Annotated in this window: 17 protein-coding genes and 1 tRNA gene; 11 read left to right on the plus strand and 7 right to left on the minus strand. The window is 36.0% G+C overall.

Annotated features, from left to right (window positions below; genetic code table 11):
• Positions 1-96: 96 nt before the first annotated feature.
• Positions 97-171: transfer RNA gene (locus tag EKM05_RS10415), tRNA-Pro, on the minus strand.
• Between the two features lie 339 nt (positions 172-510).
• Here EKM05_RS10415 and EKM05_RS10420 point away from each other — a divergent pair.
• The 6 genes from EKM05_RS10420 (at position 511) to EKM05_RS10445 (ending at position 6,073) form a co-directional block, all read left to right on the plus strand.
• Positions 511-1,278, plus strand: coding sequence for a ParA family protein (locus tag EKM05_RS10420; protein ID WP_126453649.1), 768 nt, complete (start codon positions 511-513; stop codon positions 1,276-1,278).
• A gap of 4 nt (positions 1,279-1,282) precedes the next feature.
• Positions 1,283-2,182 carry a ParB/RepB/Spo0J family partition protein gene (locus EKM05_RS10425; RefSeq protein WP_126453647.1) on the plus strand — a complete coding sequence of 300 codons (900 nt, stop codon included), beginning with the start codon at positions 1,283-1,285 and terminating at the stop codon, positions 2,180-2,182.
• Positions 2,182-2,742, plus strand: a complete 561-nt coding sequence (locus tag EKM05_RS10430) for a DUF5683 domain-containing protein (protein ID WP_126461437.1) — start codon at positions 2,182-2,184, stop codon at positions 2,740-2,742. Before EKM05_RS10425 ends, EKM05_RS10430 begins: the two co-directional genes overlap by 1 nt.
• Positions 2,743-2,987: 245 nt before the next feature.
• Positions 2,988-3,716 carry a 4-hydroxy-tetrahydrodipicolinate reductase gene (gene dapB, locus EKM05_RS10435; protein WP_126453644.1) on the plus strand — a complete coding sequence of 243 codons (729 nt, stop codon included), beginning with the start codon at positions 2,988-2,990 and terminating at the stop codon, positions 3,714-3,716.
• Positions 3,717-3,784: 68 nt separating this feature from the next.
• Positions 3,785-5,356 (plus strand): signal peptidase I, encoded by a 1,572-nt coding sequence (gene lepB / locus EKM05_RS10440; protein ID WP_126555037.1) that lies wholly within the window; start codon positions 3,785-3,787, stop codon positions 5,354-5,356.
• A gap of 90 nt (positions 5,357-5,446) precedes the next feature.
• Positions 5,447-6,073 (plus strand): WbqC family protein, encoded by a 627-nt coding sequence (locus EKM05_RS10445; RefSeq protein WP_126555039.1) that lies wholly within the window; start codon positions 5,447-5,449, stop codon positions 6,071-6,073.
• A 16-nt stretch (positions 6,074-6,089) separates the two neighbouring features.
• Here the strand turns inward: EKM05_RS10445 and EKM05_RS10450 are convergent, their stop codons facing one another.
• From EKM05_RS10450 to EKM05_RS10475, 6 genes are all read right to left on the minus strand, one after another.
• Positions 6,090-7,136 (minus strand): endonuclease/exonuclease/phosphatase family protein, encoded by a 1,047-nt coding sequence (locus EKM05_RS10450; RefSeq protein ID WP_126461469.1) that lies wholly within the window; start codon positions 7,134-7,136, stop codon positions 6,090-6,092.
• A 50-nt stretch (positions 7,137-7,186) separates the two neighbouring features.
• The gene (locus tag EKM05_RS10455) at positions 7,187-8,056 is read right to left on the minus strand and encodes a rhomboid family intramembrane serine protease (RefSeq protein ID WP_126555041.1); all 870 of its coding nucleotides are present in this window, start codon (positions 8,054-8,056) and stop codon (positions 7,187-7,189) included.
• A 63-nt stretch (positions 8,057-8,119) separates the two neighbouring features.
• Positions 8,120-8,866 (minus strand): rhomboid family intramembrane serine protease, encoded by a 747-nt coding sequence (locus EKM05_RS10460; protein ID WP_126461475.1) that lies wholly within the window; start codon positions 8,864-8,866, stop codon positions 8,120-8,122.
• A complete protein-coding gene (gene mutL / locus EKM05_RS10465) occupies positions 8,863-10,704 on the minus strand; it encodes a DNA mismatch repair endonuclease MutL (RefSeq protein WP_126461478.1) in 1,842 nt (613 codons plus the stop codon). The genes EKM05_RS10460 and mutL overlap by 4 nt, the downstream gene beginning before the upstream one ends.
• A gap of 212 nt (positions 10,705-10,916) precedes the next feature.
• Entirely contained in the window at positions 10,917-11,489 is a 573-nt protein-coding gene (gene ribH, locus EKM05_RS10470) for a 6,7-dimethyl-8-ribityllumazine synthase (protein WP_126453629.1), read from the minus strand.
• A 73-nt stretch (positions 11,490-11,562) separates the two neighbouring features.
• Positions 11,563-12,336 (minus strand): tol-pal system YbgF family protein, encoded by a 774-nt coding sequence (locus EKM05_RS10475; protein ID WP_126555043.1) that lies wholly within the window; start codon positions 12,334-12,336, stop codon positions 11,563-11,565.
• Positions 12,337-12,568: 232 nt separating this feature from the next.
• Here EKM05_RS10475 and EKM05_RS10480 point away from each other — a divergent pair, with 232 nt between their 5' ends.
• From EKM05_RS10480 to asnB, 5 genes are all read left to right on the plus strand, one after another.
• Complete coding sequence (locus EKM05_RS10480; protein ID WP_126555045.1) at positions 12,569-13,648, plus strand: DNA replication/repair protein RecF; 1,080 nt, start codon at positions 12,569-12,571, stop codon at positions 13,646-13,648.
• A 78-nt stretch (positions 13,649-13,726) separates the two neighbouring features.
• Complete coding sequence (locus EKM05_RS10485) at positions 13,727-14,425, plus strand: thioredoxin domain-containing protein (RefSeq protein WP_126461487.1); 699 nt, start codon at positions 13,727-13,729, stop codon at positions 14,423-14,425.
• A 6-nt stretch (positions 14,426-14,431) separates the two neighbouring features.
• Positions 14,432-15,103: a DUF2461 domain-containing protein gene (locus EKM05_RS10490; RefSeq protein WP_126555047.1), complete on the plus strand. Its 672-nt coding sequence runs from the start codon at positions 14,432-14,434 to the stop codon at positions 15,101-15,103.
• 5 nt (positions 15,104-15,108) lie between these two features.
• On the plus strand, positions 15,109-16,185 hold the full coding sequence (locus EKM05_RS10495; RefSeq protein ID WP_126555049.1) for a glycosyltransferase family 4 protein: 1,077 nt from the start codon (positions 15,109-15,111) through the stop codon (positions 16,183-16,185).
• 2 nt (positions 16,186-16,187) lie between these two features.
• A complete protein-coding gene (asnB, locus tag EKM05_RS10500; RefSeq protein ID WP_126555051.1) occupies positions 16,188-18,035 on the plus strand; it encodes an asparagine synthase (glutamine-hydrolyzing) in 1,848 nt (615 codons plus the stop codon).
• Positions 18,036-18,048: the final 13 nt, after the last annotated feature.

The following is an 18,048-nucleotide window of genomic DNA, read 5'->3' on the forward strand; positions in this document are numbered from 1 at the left end:
AAAATCCTGTTATAAGCGTTTTTTTATTGTCTAAAAAAGGATGCTAATCAAAATAAGTGAAGTTTTTCAGTGCCCTCCACACTTGTTCGGCTTTTGTCGGGGTGGCAGGATTCGAACCTGCGGCCTCCTGCTCCCAAAGCAGGCGCGATAACCGAGCTACGCTACACCCCGTAAGCGGGTGCAAAGATAGCATTATTTTTTGCTTTAGCAAAACTATTACTGAAATTAAGAACTAAAATTATTTAGTTGGAAAATCAATATAAAAATCTAAATAAAAATATTTTTTCAAAGCAGAATGAATGCACAACTTCCCCTAGCCCACATTGCAACTCAAGTCCCGAACAATCGGGATTGTAGTGCACTGCTGAAATAGCTCCCATAAAATGAAATTCGTTTTCAAAACAGGAATGGTCAAATAGCGACTAATCAAGCATTAACAAATGTTAACAAAATAGATTTTTAGAAACCATAAATAATTGTATTTTTACGGTTCAAAATTTAGAAAAATAAATGGGCAAAATCATCGCGATTGCTAATCAAAAAGGAGGGGTTGGCAAAACTACTACGTCAGTTAATCTTGCTGCTTCATTGGGTGTTTTAGAAAAAAAAGTATTACTTATTGATGCTGATCCTCAGGCTAATGCGTCCTCCGGATTGGGTATTGACGTGGAATCCGTAGAAATAGGTACGTATCAAATTTTAGAACACAGTCACACACCAAAAGAGGCCATCATAAAATGTTCTGCTATAAACGTGGATGTGATTCCATCGCATATTGATCTTGTTGCTATTGAAATTGAATTAGTCGATAAGGAGAATAGAGAATATATGCTTAAACTAGCATTAGAAAGTATCAAAGACGATTACGACTATATTATCATAGATTGTGCGCCATCATTGGGATTACTTACCTTAAATGCGTTGACGGCCGCTGACTCCGTAATTATTCCTATTCAGTGTGAATATTTTGCATTAGAAGGACTAGGGAAATTACTGAATACCATAAAAAGTATCCAAAAAATTCACAATCCGGATTTAGATATCGAAGGATTATTATTGACCATGTTTGACTCCCGTTTGCGTTTGTCAAACCAAGTGGTTGAAGAGGTTCAGAAACATTTTAACGACATGGTTTTTGACACTATTATTCAAAGAAATGTCAAATTGAGTGAAGCACCCAGTTTTGGCGAAAGCATTATAAACTACGATGCAACAAGCAAAGGAGCTACCAATTACCTGCATCTAGCTCAAGAAGTTATAAAGAAAAACAGCAAATAGTTTTATGGCAAAAGCACTAAAAAAACAAGCCCTGGGAAGAGGATTATCTGCGTTATTGAAAGATCCGGAAAACGATATAAAATCCGTAAATGATAAAAATGCCGATAAAGTTGTAGGAAACATTATTGAGCTTGATATTGAAGCTATTGAAATAAATCCGTTCCAGCCCAGAAGCAATTTCAATGAGGAATCATTGCGGGAATTAGCAACTTCTATCAAGGAATTAGGTGTTATTCAACCAATCACTGTTAGAAAACTAGATTTCAATAAATACCAATTGATTTCAGGAGAACGCCGTCTTCGTGCCTCTACCCTTGTGGGATTGACTACTGTTCCTGCGTACATTCGGATTGCAAATGACAACGAATCGCTGGTGATGGCCTTAGTCGAAAATATTCAGCGCCACGATTTAGATCCTATTGAGATTGCCTTATCCTACCAACGTTTGATCGATGAGATTCAACTGACTCAGGAACAAATGAGTGAGCGAGTAGGGAAAAAACGCTCTACTATTGCTAATTATTTGAGGCTTTTGAAACTGGATCCTATAATCCAAACCGGAATTCGAGATGGTTTTATCAGTATGGGTCACGGTCGTGCGATAATCAATATTGAAGACCAGGATATTCAAACTGATATTTATCAAAAAATTGTCAGTCAAAATCTATCGGTTCGTGATACGGAAGCTTTGGTAAAAAACTATCAGGAAAGTTTAAAACCTAAAGTCGCCGGAAAACCAAAAACTGCATCCTTTGAAATTGCAGATACTCAAAAGAGCGTTTTTACAAATTATTTTGGAACTAAAGTCGATGTGAAAGTAGCCGGAAATGGTAAAGGAAAAATCACAATTCCATTTCACTCTGAAGAAGACTTCAAAAGAATCATTAAACTAATAAACGAATAGTGCATAAAATCATTTTCATAAGTCTGCTCCTTTTCACTTTAGGAAATCACACTGTTTTTTCCCAAACGGGAACAGAGGCGGTTTTGGTGGCAAAAGACACTTTGAAATCAAATGACATTGATCCGTTGACCCCAGCAAAAGCTGCTTTTTTTTCTGCAATTTTACCAGGATTAGGCCAGGCTTACAATAAAAAATACTGGAAAATACCGCTGGTTTATGGCGCCATAGGAACCAGTCTTTACTTTTACATCGACAGTAATAAAAAATACCACCAATACAGAGACGCCTATAAAAGTCGCCTAGAAGGCTACACCACTGACGATTTAGCATTCTTAGACAACAATCGATTAATTGCCGGCCAAAAATTTTACCAGCGAAATCGTGATTTGTCCGCTTTGATAACAATTGCCTTTTACGCCCTGAATATTCTTGATGCGAATGTAGATGCAGCTTTATTACAATTTAATGTTGATGAAAACTTATCCGTAAGACCCGTTCTTTATCCAGATAATGTAACATTTAAGACGAATGTAGGACTAACATTTAATTATCAGTTTTAGACACAAAACCGGAAAGCTTAAATACAAAAAAAAGAACCGCTGCTTATGTTATTAGTTACTAAAATAGGAAAGAAATATTTTTTTATCCTCACTACCGTTTTACTGCTGCTCACCTTAGTGAATTATTCAGAAATTAAAGCGTTTGATTCGATCCGAATGAATGATTTCTTTTCTGGTTTTATCGCCGGTCTTTTAATAGGATTACTACTAATAGGAATTGTACACTATTCAAAAAAAAATAAAAAATGAAAATTGCGCTTTTAGGATACGGAAAAATGGGTCAGGTAATTGAACGGATTGCACTGGAAAGAGGGCATGAAATCGTTTTGAAAAAAGAGGAAAAGAACACTTTTGATGGACTTTCAGCAGCTGATGTGGCAATTGATTTCAGTGTTCCAACTGCTGCAGTGAGCAATATTTCCAGTTGTTTCCAGGCCAATGTGCCCGTTATTTCAGGAACCACAGGATGGCTGGAACAGTATGAGGAGATGGTGGCACTTTGTAATCAAAAAAAAGGCGCTTTTATTTCCAGTTCTAACTTTAGTTTAGGAGTAAATATTTTCTTTGAACTCAATGAATATCTGGCTAAAATCATGTCGAAATTTGATACGTACAAAGTAGCGATTGAAGAAATTCATCATACCCAAAAACTGGATGCACCTAGCGGAACTGCTATTTCATTGGCCAACGGAATACTTGCAAATAGTTCTTACACCAACTGGACCTTAGAAAAACCGGAAGCAAATCACTTGAGCCCAAACGAACTGGAAAAACAAATTCCTATAAAAGCCAAAAGAATTGGTACAATACCTGGCACGCATACCGTTAATTACAATTCTGCTGTGGATGCAATCGAAATGAAGCACACCGCGCACAATCGTGAAGGATTTGCGCTTGGGGCAGTCATTGCCGCTGAATGGATTGTAGGAAAGCAAGGCGTTTTCACAATGAAAGATGTATTAGAATTAAAATAAAATTATTCACCTGTTTGAGTACATTTCTAGCGAAACAATCTTAAATCTCAAACTTAAAACAAAAAACTATGTCAGTATATCAATGGTTTGTATTTTTTCTGCTAGTCCAGATTATTCACTTTCTAGGAACTTGGAAACTGTATGAGAGCGCCGGCAGAAAACGTTGGGAAGCCGCTATTCCTGTTTACAATGCAATTGTTTTAATGAAAATAATAGGACGTCCCACTTGGTGGACTGTATTGCTATTTATTCCAATCATCAATCTCATTGTATTTCCGGTAATCTGGGTAGAAACGCTACGCAGTTTTGGAAAACGATCCGGATTAGACACTTTTCTGGGAATAATTACTTTTGGATTATATATATACTACATTAATTATACCCAAAAATTAAATTATAATGCTGACAGAAGCCTTAGTCCTGAAAACAAAACGGCAGACACTATTAGCTCCTTGCTTTTTGCTGTAATTGTAGCCACAGTTGTTCATACCTATTTCATTCAACCGTATACCATCCCTACCTCCTCCTTAGAAAAATCCTTATTAGTCGGTGATTTTCTATTTGTAAGCAAAATGAATTATGGCGCGAGAGTTCCCATGACCACAGTAGCATTCCCAATGGTACACGACTCTATTCCTTTGACAAAAAGTAAATCATACCTCATCTGGCCACAATTGCCGTACATGAGACTGCCCGGCATTCAGAATATTGATCGTACGGATATTGTTGTGTTCAACTGGCCGGTTGATACCGTTTATAGATTTTTTGATACTTCAAAAAGACGTGCCTACAAGCCCGTTGACAAGAAATCGAATTATGTAAAAAGATGCCTGGGAATACCAGGAGACAGCTTGTCCATAAAGGATGGCATGATTTATATTGATGGCAAACTCTTGCAAATGCCCGAAAGAGCTAAACCACAGTTCTCTTATAAAGTAGCTCTGGACGGAAAAACACCTATCGATTTTGAATCAATATTTAAGGATTTAGATGTGACGGATCCTGCTGGATTTATAGATCAAACAAAAAGAGACACCCTTTTTCTGAGTGCCTTGACTGAAGCAGGTGCAGAACGATTAAAAAATACACCAGGTATCACGTCTGTAATCAGACAGATAGCAAAGGATGCGGACAACACAATCTTCCCGCATATCAATAAATGGAATCGTGATAATTTTGGCCCAATTTACATTCCGGAAAAAGGAAAAACGGTTGCGTTAACCACTGAAACGCTGCCTTTCTACAAAGCAATCATTACTGATTATGAAATGAATGAGGATGGTAAAAAAAATGATCTAAAGGTTACAGGAAACGAAATCAGATTGAACGGTGCCGTTGTAAAAACATACACCTTCAAACAAAATTATTACTGGATGATGGGAGACAACCGTCATAACTCTGAAGACAGTCGTTATTGGGGATTTGTACCCGAAAATCACATTGTAGGGAAACCTATATTTATATGGCTCAGTATCGATCCTAACGGCAAAGGATTAGAAAAAGTACGCTGGGACAGGGTTTTCACAACGGTTAGCGGTGAAGGGCAACCGCAGTCGTATTTTAAATTATTCCTGTTAGGACTCGTTATTTTCTTCGTAGGAGAATATTTTTGGAAAAAAAGAAAAGAGGCGAAAAATTAGTCCAAAGTTCAAACGTCCAAAGTCATCAAGTTAGGATCTAATCTAACTTTATGACTTTGGACATTATAACTTTAAAAACTTTAGACAAATATGAATATTCTCATACACCCAACTTACTTCCCCTCGATTAGCAATTTTGCTGCCATGGTACAATCGGAGAGCATCACCTTTGAGATTGCCGATAATTTTCAAAAACAAACCAATCGCAACCGCGCTTATATTTATAGTCCCAATGGGATTCAGCTGTTGAATATTCCCGTGAAGCATTCAAAAGAAAGTCATCAAAAAACTAAAGACATCAAAATTGAAACCGACTTTGACTGGCAAAAACAGCATTTCAAATCATTGGAAGCCGCCTACAGAAGTTCTCCTTTTTTTGAATATTTTGAAGATGACATTCGTCCCATTTTTGAAAAAAAACAACTATTTTTATTGGATTTAAATTTTGAAATTGTAGCCCTTCTATCCAAATGTTTCCGAATAAAACTGGATTACACTACAACCACGGAATACTTTCACGAGGTTAATACCGAGACAACTACCGACTTAAGAGCTTTGGTCAACGGAAAAAAAGATCTTTCGATATTTGAAAACTACACACAGGTATTTGATGACAAACATGGTTTTATCAACAATTTGAGTGTTCTGGATTTGCTGTTTAATGAAGGAAAATACGCGATAGATTATTTGAGAAAACAAGAATTGATTATCAAATAAAGCACTTCTCTACTTGCTACTCATAAGACAATCGTGCCATAATAGGAAAATGATCCGAGTTAATAAATCGAGGAAAGTTTTCAAATTTCTTTACTGACATTTTCTCATCGGCAAAAATATAGTCAATTCTGGCCGGGTAATACCTGAATTTATACGTCTCTCCAAAACCGGTTCCGGCTTCTTCAAAACTGTCTTTCATGTTGCCCTTTATGTTACGGTACACGTAAGAAAACGCACTATTATTCATATCTCCGCAAATAATTGTAGGGTAAATACATTTCATTTTGTGTTCCTTAAAAATCTCTGCTTGCTGTTGCTGTTGTTTGAACGCTTTGCTGATTCTGATAAAAAGCATTTGCGATTTTTGTTGATTAATGACCTCAATATTTTCATCAATTTCATCTACATCGGGAGAAATTTTGATAGATTGTAAATGCATGTTATAGACTCTGATAATGTCCTTTCCTTTTTTTATATCAGCAAAAATCACATTATTACTGGAGTTAGGAAACGTTATTTTCCCTTGATTAAGGATTGGAAATTTTGAAAATATTGCTTGTCCTGTTTTAATTTTATCACCATTCATAAAAATATAACGATGTGGATATACCTTTAAATCAATATTACCCGAAGATGAAAATTCCTGAATACACACTATATCTGGATTCTTATCATTTATAAAGTTTAAAATATCTGAGGGCACATCATCTCTATCGATCCACTTAAAAACATTTAGCAAGCGCACATTGTAGCTCATTATAGTAAAATCTTTTTCTTCTTTAATTACTTCCGGTGCTGAAAACTTATAGAATTTATTTATAAAAGTAATGCCAATCAATAATACTAAACCCGATACAATCAACTGTTTTTTGAATTGTATGGCCCAATACATAAAAAACAAGCCGTTTAATATAAAAAAAAGAGGCATAAAAAGTGTCAAAACTGACAAAAAAGGAAACGATTTAGGGGCTAGAAAAGGCAAAACATAGGCAGTAAAAGTCACAAGGGTAAGGACTATGTTCAAAAAAAACATTCCTTTATTAAACCATGAAAGATTTTTCATTTTTTTCTATATTTTATATTTAAACAAAAATGTTAACCACTTTAAAAAGCTTATTTACCTACTTTAAACAAGAACTCTTTCTCTTCTTTAGTCAAACTATCGTAACCGGACTGGCTGATTTTATCTAAAATCTCATCAATCTGTTGCTGTGCTTTATCTTTTTCAATTATTTTTGAAGCCGTTTTTTCAACAGGTTTACGGTAATTTTTGTGTACTTTTTTGAACGGTGTAGTAGGTTTTTTACGAAACAAATTTGTAAAAAAATCTAAACTACGAGATACAATTGTACTTAAATCCGTTCCATTTTGAAGCAATTTAATAAAAATAAAACCAAAAAGAGCTCCGGAAAGGTGAGAAATATGTCCACCCATATTTTCGGAACGCAGCTGCATCAAATCAATAATAATAATTACAGCGGTTATATGCCATAATTTGACATTTCCAATAATCAAAAGCTGTACGCTCATCAACGGATAATAAGTTGTAACAGCTACTAAAATACCCATGATAGCAGCTGAAGCCCCTACCATTGGTGCATTGATATTTAAAACATAAAACACCAGAATATAACAAATCCCCGCAAAAATGGCACTCAGAAGATACAAGCCCAACAACTGTTTGGAGGTAAAAAACGTCATAAACAATCTGCCTGAAAAATTCAAAACAATCATATTAAAAACAATATGCATGATGCCGCTGTGAAAAAAAGCATACGAAAGCAACGACCATGGTTTCCAGAGCAAATCCAACGGATTAGACGACAAACTCACATATTGAACATGATCAATATGGACACTCAACACGGATAAAAGTGCAAAAAACAACCACGGAAGCACAAACAAAGCGACATTCCAAAAGAGTAGCTGAGTCACTATTCCTCCCATTTTGTATTGTAATTTCAGGTCGTCGATAATATTCATAAGTTAATTGGGATTTAAGAGCTGCTGTTTAGGTTATATACTACTTTAAAAGCTGTTAGACTTTTAATTCCAACGGTTCTTATTGAACTGATTTTTCTTCCAGTACCACGTAATAATAAAACCAAATAAGGCGCCACCAACGTGGGCAAAATGGGCAATTCCGCCACCACCAAAAATTGATTTTCCTGAAATACCCAGGTACAAATCGATTAACACTAAACCCGGAACAAAATACTTTGCTTTTATGGGTACAGGAATAAACATCAAAGACAACTCAGCATTAGGAAACATAAAGGCAAAGGCTACTATCGTTCCATAAATAGCGCCAGAGGCTCCCACTGCAGTACCTACATAGGCACTTGTGAAATTCTGAAAATCAGAAACCGCTAAGATCTCCTGCCATCTGGTATCAATCTTACCTTCGTTCAAAATTTGCAAAATTTCTTGTTTAGAAAAACCATTAGCCATTAGCGTATTCAATCCGTCTTGAAAATAGTAATAATTGACTCCGGTATGCAACAACGCTGCACCTAATCCGCAGGAAACATAGAAAAATAAGAATTTCTTACTTCCCCACATTTGCTCTAAAGCAGATCCAAAAGAATATAACGCAAACATATTGAAAAAAATATGCATAAAACCGCCATGCATAAACATGTGCGTCACCGGTTGCCACAATTGAAAACTTGGGTTTTCCGGAAAATACAATGCTAATATTTTATAGGCGGGCTCTTTTATAATCAGTGTCCCTACAAAAAACAATACATTGATAATAATTAATTGTTTTACGGTTTCAGTAACGTTTCTCATAATGCAAATTTTTTATCTAAATCTTCCACACGCATGGTGATGAAAGTGGGTTTATAGAATGGGGAAACATTTGGGTCTTTACAGGCAAAAAGTCCGTTGACCAAATTTTCCTGTTCTTTTTCTGTCAGGTGTGTTCCTGTTTTCACGGCTAAACTTTTGGCCATCGATTTGGCAATCGTATCGTTCTGGCTGAAACTGCTTTCTGGAATTCCGTCCTGCAAATCACTTAATAATTGTTCTAAAACCAGTGAAACTTCACTCTCCGTTACATTTACCGGTATTCCTGAAATAACAATATGATCGGTGTTATTTTCTTCAAAAACAAATCCGGTATTCATTAATGATAATTGTAATTCCCCGATAAGCTCCATTTCGCTTGACGAATAAAATAGGTTCAAAGGAAATAATAACTGCTGACTTGAGGCTTGATTAACCGTCATATTGACCAAAAACTGCTCATACAAAACACGTTGGTGCGCCCGCTGCTGATCGACAATTACCATTCCGGATTTGATGGAGGAAACAATATATTTTTTATGTATTTGATACGTTTTATGAACAGAATGCTCCACTTCTTCGTCATTAAATAAAGACGAGGTAACTTCTTCATTTTCGAAAGTCAAATGCCCTATTTCATCCGTATCCTGTTTTAAGCCTACGTATAAACTTTCCCAATTAGCGGTTGGTTCTGGTTTTCTATAACTGGAAAATTGCTTACTGGGTTTTTCTTCAGAAAACGGATTGAAGTTGCCATCTACCTGAATCGTCGGTGTAGCACCTTCTAAATCTTTGTAATGATACGGCGTATCTAAATTTGAATCGCGATCAAAATCTAATACTGGAGCCACATTAAACTGGCCCAAACTATGCTTTATTGAAGATCGTAAAATAGCATATAAAGCATGTTCGTCATCAAACTTAATTTCCGTTTTAGTGGGATGAATATTGATATCAATAGTGTTGGGTGGCACTGACAAATATAAAAAATAACTGGGCTGCGCACCGTCTTTCAAGATTCCGTCATAGGCAGCCATAACCGCATGATGCAAATAACCGCTTTTTATAAAACGGTCATTGACAAAGAAAAATTGTTCTCCACGATTTTTTTTGGCAAATTCTGGTTTGCTTACAAATCCTTGAATTGTTACAATTTCAGTTTCTTCCTGAACCGGAACTAATTTTTCATTGGTTTTACCTGAAAAAATATTCACAATTCGTTGTCGTAAAGTTGATGGAGGCAAGTTGAACATTTCACTGCCGTTGTGATAAAATGTAAAATGTATTTTTGGATGAGCCAAAGCCACACGCTGAAACTCATCCACTACATGGCGGTATTCTACGGTGTCCGACTTTAAGAAATTCCGTCGTGCTGGAATATTAAAAAACAAGTTTTTCACGGCAAATGAAGTTCCTTTAGGCAAAACAGCTACCTCTTGAGATACGAATTTACTGCCTTCAACAATAATATGGGTTCCAAGTTCTTCCTGATCTTGTTTGGTTTTCATTTCCACATGGGCAATTGCCGCAATAGATGCTAATGCTTCGCCACGAAACCCTTTGGTATGCAGTGAAAATAAATCTTCGGCATGACGGATTTTGGAGGTAGCATGGCGCTCAAAACACAAACGCGCATCAGTAACACTCATCCCTAAACCATTGTCAATGACTTGAACCAATGCTTTTCCGGCATCTTTAATAATTAGTTTGATATCCGTTGCTCTGGCATCTACCGCGTTTTCGAGCAATTCTTTGACTACCGAAGCGGGTCTTTGAACGACTTCGCCAGCAGCAATTTGATTGGCAACATGATCCGGAAGTAATTGAATTATACTCGACATTAAAAAAATTAGGTTTAAAGTTTATCCCTTTGACTGTACTTCGACTTCGCTCAGTATAGACTTCTCCGGGCGACAATAGTTTATTATAAAACCAAGAAGCACAAATTTAATGAATTTCTACGGGGAATGGTAGCGTATTTAATCATAAATAAAACAAAAAACCTATACTATATATGCAATAGTATAGGTTAAAGAATTATAAATTTTTATTCTTATTCTTTTAATTCCAATGGCAAATTTTCAATTTGCAAAGCACCGGAAGACAATAACTGTTGGTTATCAAACTGATGATTCAAAGAAGCCTGCTGGCGGATATAAGCCATTTTTATAGCAGCAATAGCTGCTTCAGTCCCTTTATTTCCATGAATTCCTCCGCTTCTATCAATTGATTGTTGCATGGTATTATCTGTCAAAACACAAAAGATAACCGGAACATCCGTTTGAACATTCAAATCTTTTATTCCCTGCGTAACGCCTTCACACACAAAATCAAAATGTTTGGTTTGTCCTTGGATGACGCACCCTATAACAATAACAGCATCCACATTTTGAGTTTGCAACATTTTTTTGGCTCCATAGACAAGTTCAAAACTCCCTGGAACATTCCACCGTATGATTTGTCCGGAAGGAACTTCATTTTCTAATAATGTCTTGAATGCCCCATCAAAAAGCCCTTCGGTGATGGTGTCATTCCATTCTGCAACTACAATTCCGAAACGAAATTTTTTCGCGTCTGGAACCATATTTTTGTCATACTCGGATAAATTTTTATTTTCGGTAGCCATCTTATTTAGTTTTCAGTCACAGTCGCAGTATGCAGTTTCTGGAAACTAAAAACTGTGACTATTAACTTTTATATTATTGTGCCAATCCTATTAAAACGTCAACTGAAGCAGCTTCTGGAGCGCCCTCATAATTTTCTTTGATGTCAGTAAAATATTTCAATGCTTCTTCTTTATTTCCTAGAGCCAAAGCTGTTTTTCCGGCCTTCAATAAGAAACGTGGTGTTGTAAAATCATTTTTATTAGATCCTGCCGCTTTTACATAATTCTCTAACGCTTCTTTTGGTTGATTTTTTTGAGAATAAGCATCTCCAATTGCTCCTTTTGCCAACGCACTTAAAACAATATCATCCGATTTAAATTTACCTAAATAATCAATCGCTTCAGTATATTTTCCGGTATTCAAATAGGCAATTCCAGCATAATAATTAGCTAAATTTCCAGCATCAGTTCCAGAATATTCATCTGCAATTTTCAAGAATCCAAATTTACCTTCTGAACCATTCAAAGACAGCTTATATAAGGAGTCACTTGCTACTCCATCAGTTGCTTTTTGAAAATTTTGTTGTGCCACGAACATTTCATTAGCGGCTTCCTCTTGTTGTGGCGCAGCAATAAATCTTTGGTAGGCTAAATATCCAATAGTAAATAGGGTAGCAGCGGCAACTAATCCAATAATAATTTTTTGGTTTTTAGCTACCCAATCCTCCGTTATTGTAGCGGTTTGATCTAATTTAGAAAATACTTCTGCTGTTGTACTGTCCTTATCATCAATTACTACTGCTTCAACGCCGTCTTTTGTTTCTTTTTCTTTTGGTGCTTTATATCCTCTTTTATTGTAAGTAGCCATTTAAATTTAATTTAGTGAGTCGCAAAAATAAAATTTTTATTCAAACCCAAACAAAAAATATGCTTTTATATTTAAAAAAAATATCTTATCAGATTCTTTGTTTCCAAAGACAAAATAATTCTCATAGAAAAAACAGAAAAGACGGTTTTATCGATATTTTTCAATAATTTGCACCCACTTTGAAAAGTCTGTTCAAAAACAGCAAAGTTCTCAATACCAGCAAGCCTTACCCATGTATTTAAAAAAAATTTCACTGTTCAATTATAAGAATTTTTCTGAAGCTAATTTTGATTTTGACTCTAAAATAAATTGCTTTGTAGGTAAAAACGGTATTGGCAAAACAAATGTGCTCGATGCAATCTACCATTTATCGTACGGAAAAAGCTATTTTAATCCATTGGCGGTACAAAACATCAAACATGGAGCCGAATTTTTCGTTATAGATGCTGCATTTGAAAAAAACGAAAGAACGGAACAAATTGTCTGCAGCCTTAAAAAAGGACAGAAAAAAATATTGAAACGCAACGGCAAAGCCTACGACAAATTCTCAGATCATATTGGGTTTATTCCTTTAGTGATTATTTCTCCGGCCGATAGAGATTTGATTGTGGAAGGCAGCGAAACCCGACGGAAATTCATGGACAGTGTGATTTCGCAACTGGACTCCCACTATTTACAGCAACTTATTCAATACCAGAAAGTAATGAGTCAGCGCAATGCTTTGTTGAAATATTTTGCGTTAAATCATGTTTTCGATACTGACACGCTCTCCATATATAATGAACAACTCAATGGTTTTGGAAACTATATTTTCGAAAAAAGAAAAGCATTTATAGAACAATTCATTCCTATATTCAATACCCATCATCAAGCTATAACGGGTTCACAGGAAACCGTGCAACTCGTTTACGAAAGCCATTTATTCGAAAAAAACTTGTTGACCCTTTTACAGGAAAATATCAATAAAGACCGAGCGTTACATTATACGAGTGTAGGAATCCATAAAGACGATTTAGCCTTTGAAATTGACCAACATCCAATAAAGAAATTTGGCTCGCAAGGCCAACAAAAATCGTATTTGATCGCTTTAAAATTAGCGCAATTTGAGTTTTTAAAAAAACAAAGCGGTGTAAAACCAATTCTGTTATTTGATGATATTTTTGATAAATTAGACGAAAGTCGCGTGGCCAAAATAATCGAAATGGTCAACAGCGATACTTTTGGTCAACTTTTCATTTCAGATACCCATCCGGAACGTACGGAAGTTATTCTAAAATTGACCCATCAGAGCTATAAAATTTTCAACTTATAACTTTTATTTAGTACTTTATAAGGCCTGAAAATTGAAAAAACACCTAATTTAGCGTATTCAATTATAAATCAAATTACAATGAAATTCAGTTCAATATTCGTATTAATCATATCTTTTGCTTTTTTATCTTGTAATGGACAAGCATCAAAAGAAAGTCAAACTATCGATGCAAAAGCTTTTAGCGAAAAAATTGCGGCAACACCAAATCCACAAATTCTGGATGTACGAACGCCTGCGGAATTTTCGTCAGATCATATCGATAAAGCCGTAAATGTAGATTGGCTCGGAGACAGCTTTGTTGCAGGCACCGAAAAACTAGACAAAACAAAACCTGTTTTCGTGTACTGCAAAAGCGGCGGAAGAAGTCAAAGTGCCGTTGAAAAACTGGAAGAACTTGGCTTTACAAATGTTTACCAATTACAAGGCGGAATATTAAAATGGGACGCTGCAGGACTGTCTAAACCAAGCAACAAAATCACTGGAATGACTTTGCAGGACTACAATAAATCAGTAGACTCTGATAAAAAAATATTGGTTAGTTTTTATGCAGAATGGTGTGCGCCATGCAAAAAAATGACGCCCTACATCACAAAAATGCAAACTGAACTAGCAGATAGCGTAACCATCATACGATTGGATGCCGACAAAAACAAAACCTTAATGACCGAAATGAAAATCAGTGAACTTCCTACTCTATTATTGTATGAAAAAGCAGCAGTAAAATGGAGAAAATCCGGTTTCATTAGCGAAGAAGAATTAAGAAAACAAATACAATAGTACAAGATGCTTTCAAAAGAAACACTACAATTTCTTGATGATTTAAAAGCCAATAATAATCGGGATTGGTTTCTGGAAAACAAAAAACGCTACGAAAGGTTCAAGAAAGACTACCAACAACTAGTTGGGGATTTACTGGACGCCATGAAACCTTTGGATCCATCGCTGGAAATGCTAGAAGTTAAAAATTGTACGTTCAGAATCAATCGCGACATTCGGTTTTCTAAGGACAAAACGCCTTACAAATCGCATTTGGGAATCTGGCTTTCGTCTGGTGCGAAAGGGCTGAATCGTTCCGGCTATTACATTCATCTGGAAAAAGGCGCGAGTTTTATTGCCGGCGGATTGTACTGCCCGGAATCCCATGACTTAAAAAAAATGCGCAAAGAAATAGCATTTTTTCATGAGGATCTGGAAGCTATTCTTGAGAAGAAAGATTTCAAAAAAGAATTTAACAACTTTGATCGTAATGAAAAAAACACCCTGAAAAACCCGCCACGAGGGTACGAAAAAGAACATCCGGCTATTGAATTATTAAAACTAAAAAGTTTTGAGTCTTCACAGAAAATTGATTTTTCGGCAGCTGCCAAAAAAGATTTTGTTGCCGTAATGAGTCAAAAACTGATTGTGCTAAAACCATTGAACGATTTCATCAATCGAGCCTTAACTTCCGAGTAATTCAAATGATATCGACAAAAAAGAGAAGGATACTTTTTTTGGGGGAATCCTACAGAGCCGATGCCATCACCTGGATGAATGGACTCAAGGAATTTGGTGATTTCGAAATTATAACATGGGAATTAAAAACGCCTAGCGATAGTTTTAAGAACCGAATACTACGGATTTTCGAATTTGAACTTGCTGTTTTAAAAATCAGAAAAATAATCCAACTGCAAAAACCGGATATGGTAATTGCGGAACGAACCACCAGTTATGGTTTTCTTGCTGCATTGTCCGGAGTAAAACCAGTTGCAATCGCACAACAAGGCGGAACAGATTTGTGGCCGGAAAAATCTATTTCACTTCCATTAAAAAAAATAATTCAACATTACGCTTTCAAAAAAGCCGATTTAATTCACGCTTGGGGACCCGTGATGATTTCATCTATGCTGGAGGCTAAAGTTGACATGAGTAAAGTTTTGGTATTACCAAAGGGAATTGATTTGGTGCAATTTGGCAATCAAAAAACTGCCAATCCTGAAAAAATTTGCGCTATCGTCACCCGCTCTTTGATGCCTGAATACTGCCATGCTATTGTTTTAAAAGCGTTTGCTGTTTTAAACCAAAAAGGGATAGATTTCGTCCTTACCATTGTAGGAGACGGAACACAACTTTTTAAATTAAAAGAGTTAGTTAAAAAGTTAAACATTGAAAATAAAGTCAATTTTACCGGAAGAATTCTGAATACGGAATTGCCAAAGCTATTGCAAGAATCAAACATTTACATCAGTATGCCCGTAACGGAAGGCGTTTCGGCATCCTTATTTGAAGCAATGGCAACTAATTGTTATCCAATTGTAAGTGCTATTTCCGGAAATAAAAGCTGGATTAAACACCGCAAAAACGGGCAATTAGTCCCCGTAGATGATTACAATAAACTTGCCGAAGAATTAATTTGGGCATTTGAAAACGATAAATACCGAAACGAAGCTGTTTTTATGAATAGAAAAATTGTTGAAAAAAATGCTGATTATAGTATTAACATGAAGATTATTGCCCATAAATACCACGAATTAATCAACCAAAATCAATCCAATTAATTATGTGTGGAATTAATGGAATCTTGCATTTACAATCTCAGAAAAAAGTAAACGAACGCGTTCTTACTAATATGCGGGATTCTCTGAAACATCGCGGTCCGGATGACAAAGGATTGTTTATAGCAAACAATATTGGTTTTGGACACCGAAGACTTTCAATCTTGGATGTTTCAGTAGCCGGACACCAGCCTTTCCTATCCGAAGACGGAAGATATGTGCTCATTTATAATGGCGAAATTTATAACTACAAAGAATTTTATCCAGAGTTAAAAAGTAATGGATTTGATATCAGAACGACCTCAGACACGGAGGTTTTGATGAAATTATTTCAATTGTACGGTTTAAAAATGCTCCACCGCCTAAATGGTATGTTTGCTTTTGCTGTTTGGGATACATTAGAAAAAAAGCTGACTCTTGTTCGAGACAGAATGGGCGTTAAACCGCTATATTATTCTTTTTATAACGAAACATTTTATTTTGCATCGGAACAAAAAGCGCTTTTCACGGCTGGAGTTCCGCTTAAAATGGCGCAAGACGGACTGGAAGAATATGTTTTTAACCGATTTGTAGCTGGAGAAAACACGCTGTACCTACACGTAAAAAAGGTACTGCCTGGCAATAGCCTAATTATTGAAGAAGGCGGAAAAACCATTATGGAAAACTGGTGGAATCTAAAAAAGGAAATTCAAAACCACCCTGAAATAAAAAATCCGGTCGAATGGTTTCGGGAAACCTTTGATGATTCAGTTAAAATGCGCATGGTAAGTGACGTGCCTGTAGGTGTTTTATTGAGTGGTGGACTGGATTCCTCCTCTGTTTTAGCCTCGTTACACCATCAAAAATATAAAGACATTCAGACGTTCAATATGGGTTTCAAAGAAAAGGAACACAATGAAGCGCATTTAGCAAAAATGATGGCCGAGAAGTTCAATTATGGATTTCACACCATGCAATTAGAAGATGAGAATCTTTATGATCAGTTAATACGTTCCACTTATTTTCAGGATGAACCCATCATGCATTTAAGCGAACCACATATTTTAGCAGTGTCTCAAATGGCAAAACCTGCCGTAAAAGTATTGCTTTCCGGCGAAGGTGCTGATGAGTTAATGGGGGGTTATGTACGCTACAAAGCTTTGAAATATCCGTCTTTGTTAAATTCAATTGCAACCATCAGCAACATCGAATTATTTTCTAAAAAACCGAGGTATGAAAAGCTGCGTCGTTATGCTCAAATTAGTAAAAAATCTGATTTGGTTATTTACAATGGCTCTACTATTTATCCAAATGATATTGCGGAAACTTTTGGTATTAATACCCCTCCTGAAAACGAATACCGAAAACAAATTTACAAAGAAGCGAAATCTTTGTATCCTGACAACTTACGGAGACAAGCCCTTTATTTTGACCAACACACCTATTTATGCTCACTACTGGACAGGAACGATCGCTGTACAATGGGCGCATCCATTGAGTGTAGAGAACCATTTTTAGACCCAAGATTAATTATTGGTCTAGGATCATTGGATGACAAGTGGCTCTTCTCAGGGAAAAAATGGAAATTCATTCTAAAAAAAGCAATGGAAGAACGTTTACCAAATGAAATTCTGAATTTCAGAAAAGTAGGTTTGAGTGCGCCTTGGGGCGATTATATCACAAAGAGTCACGCCTTTAAAGATGAACTAGAGTCTTTTGCAAAAAGTGATCTGTTTCAAATCCCTTATTTTGAACATATTCACATCCAGAAACTGATAATGAATTTACAAAAAGGAGACACCAGAATGACGCCGTACTTAATGCCGTTGTTTATGATGCATATCTGGATGAAAACGTATGCAACTAAATTTTAATCCTTACTTTTGG

Origin of the sequence: Flavobacterium sp. GSP27, assembly GCF_003970395.1 — a bacterium.
GTDB lineage: Bacteria > Bacteroidota > Bacteroidia > Flavobacteriales > Flavobacteriaceae > Flavobacterium.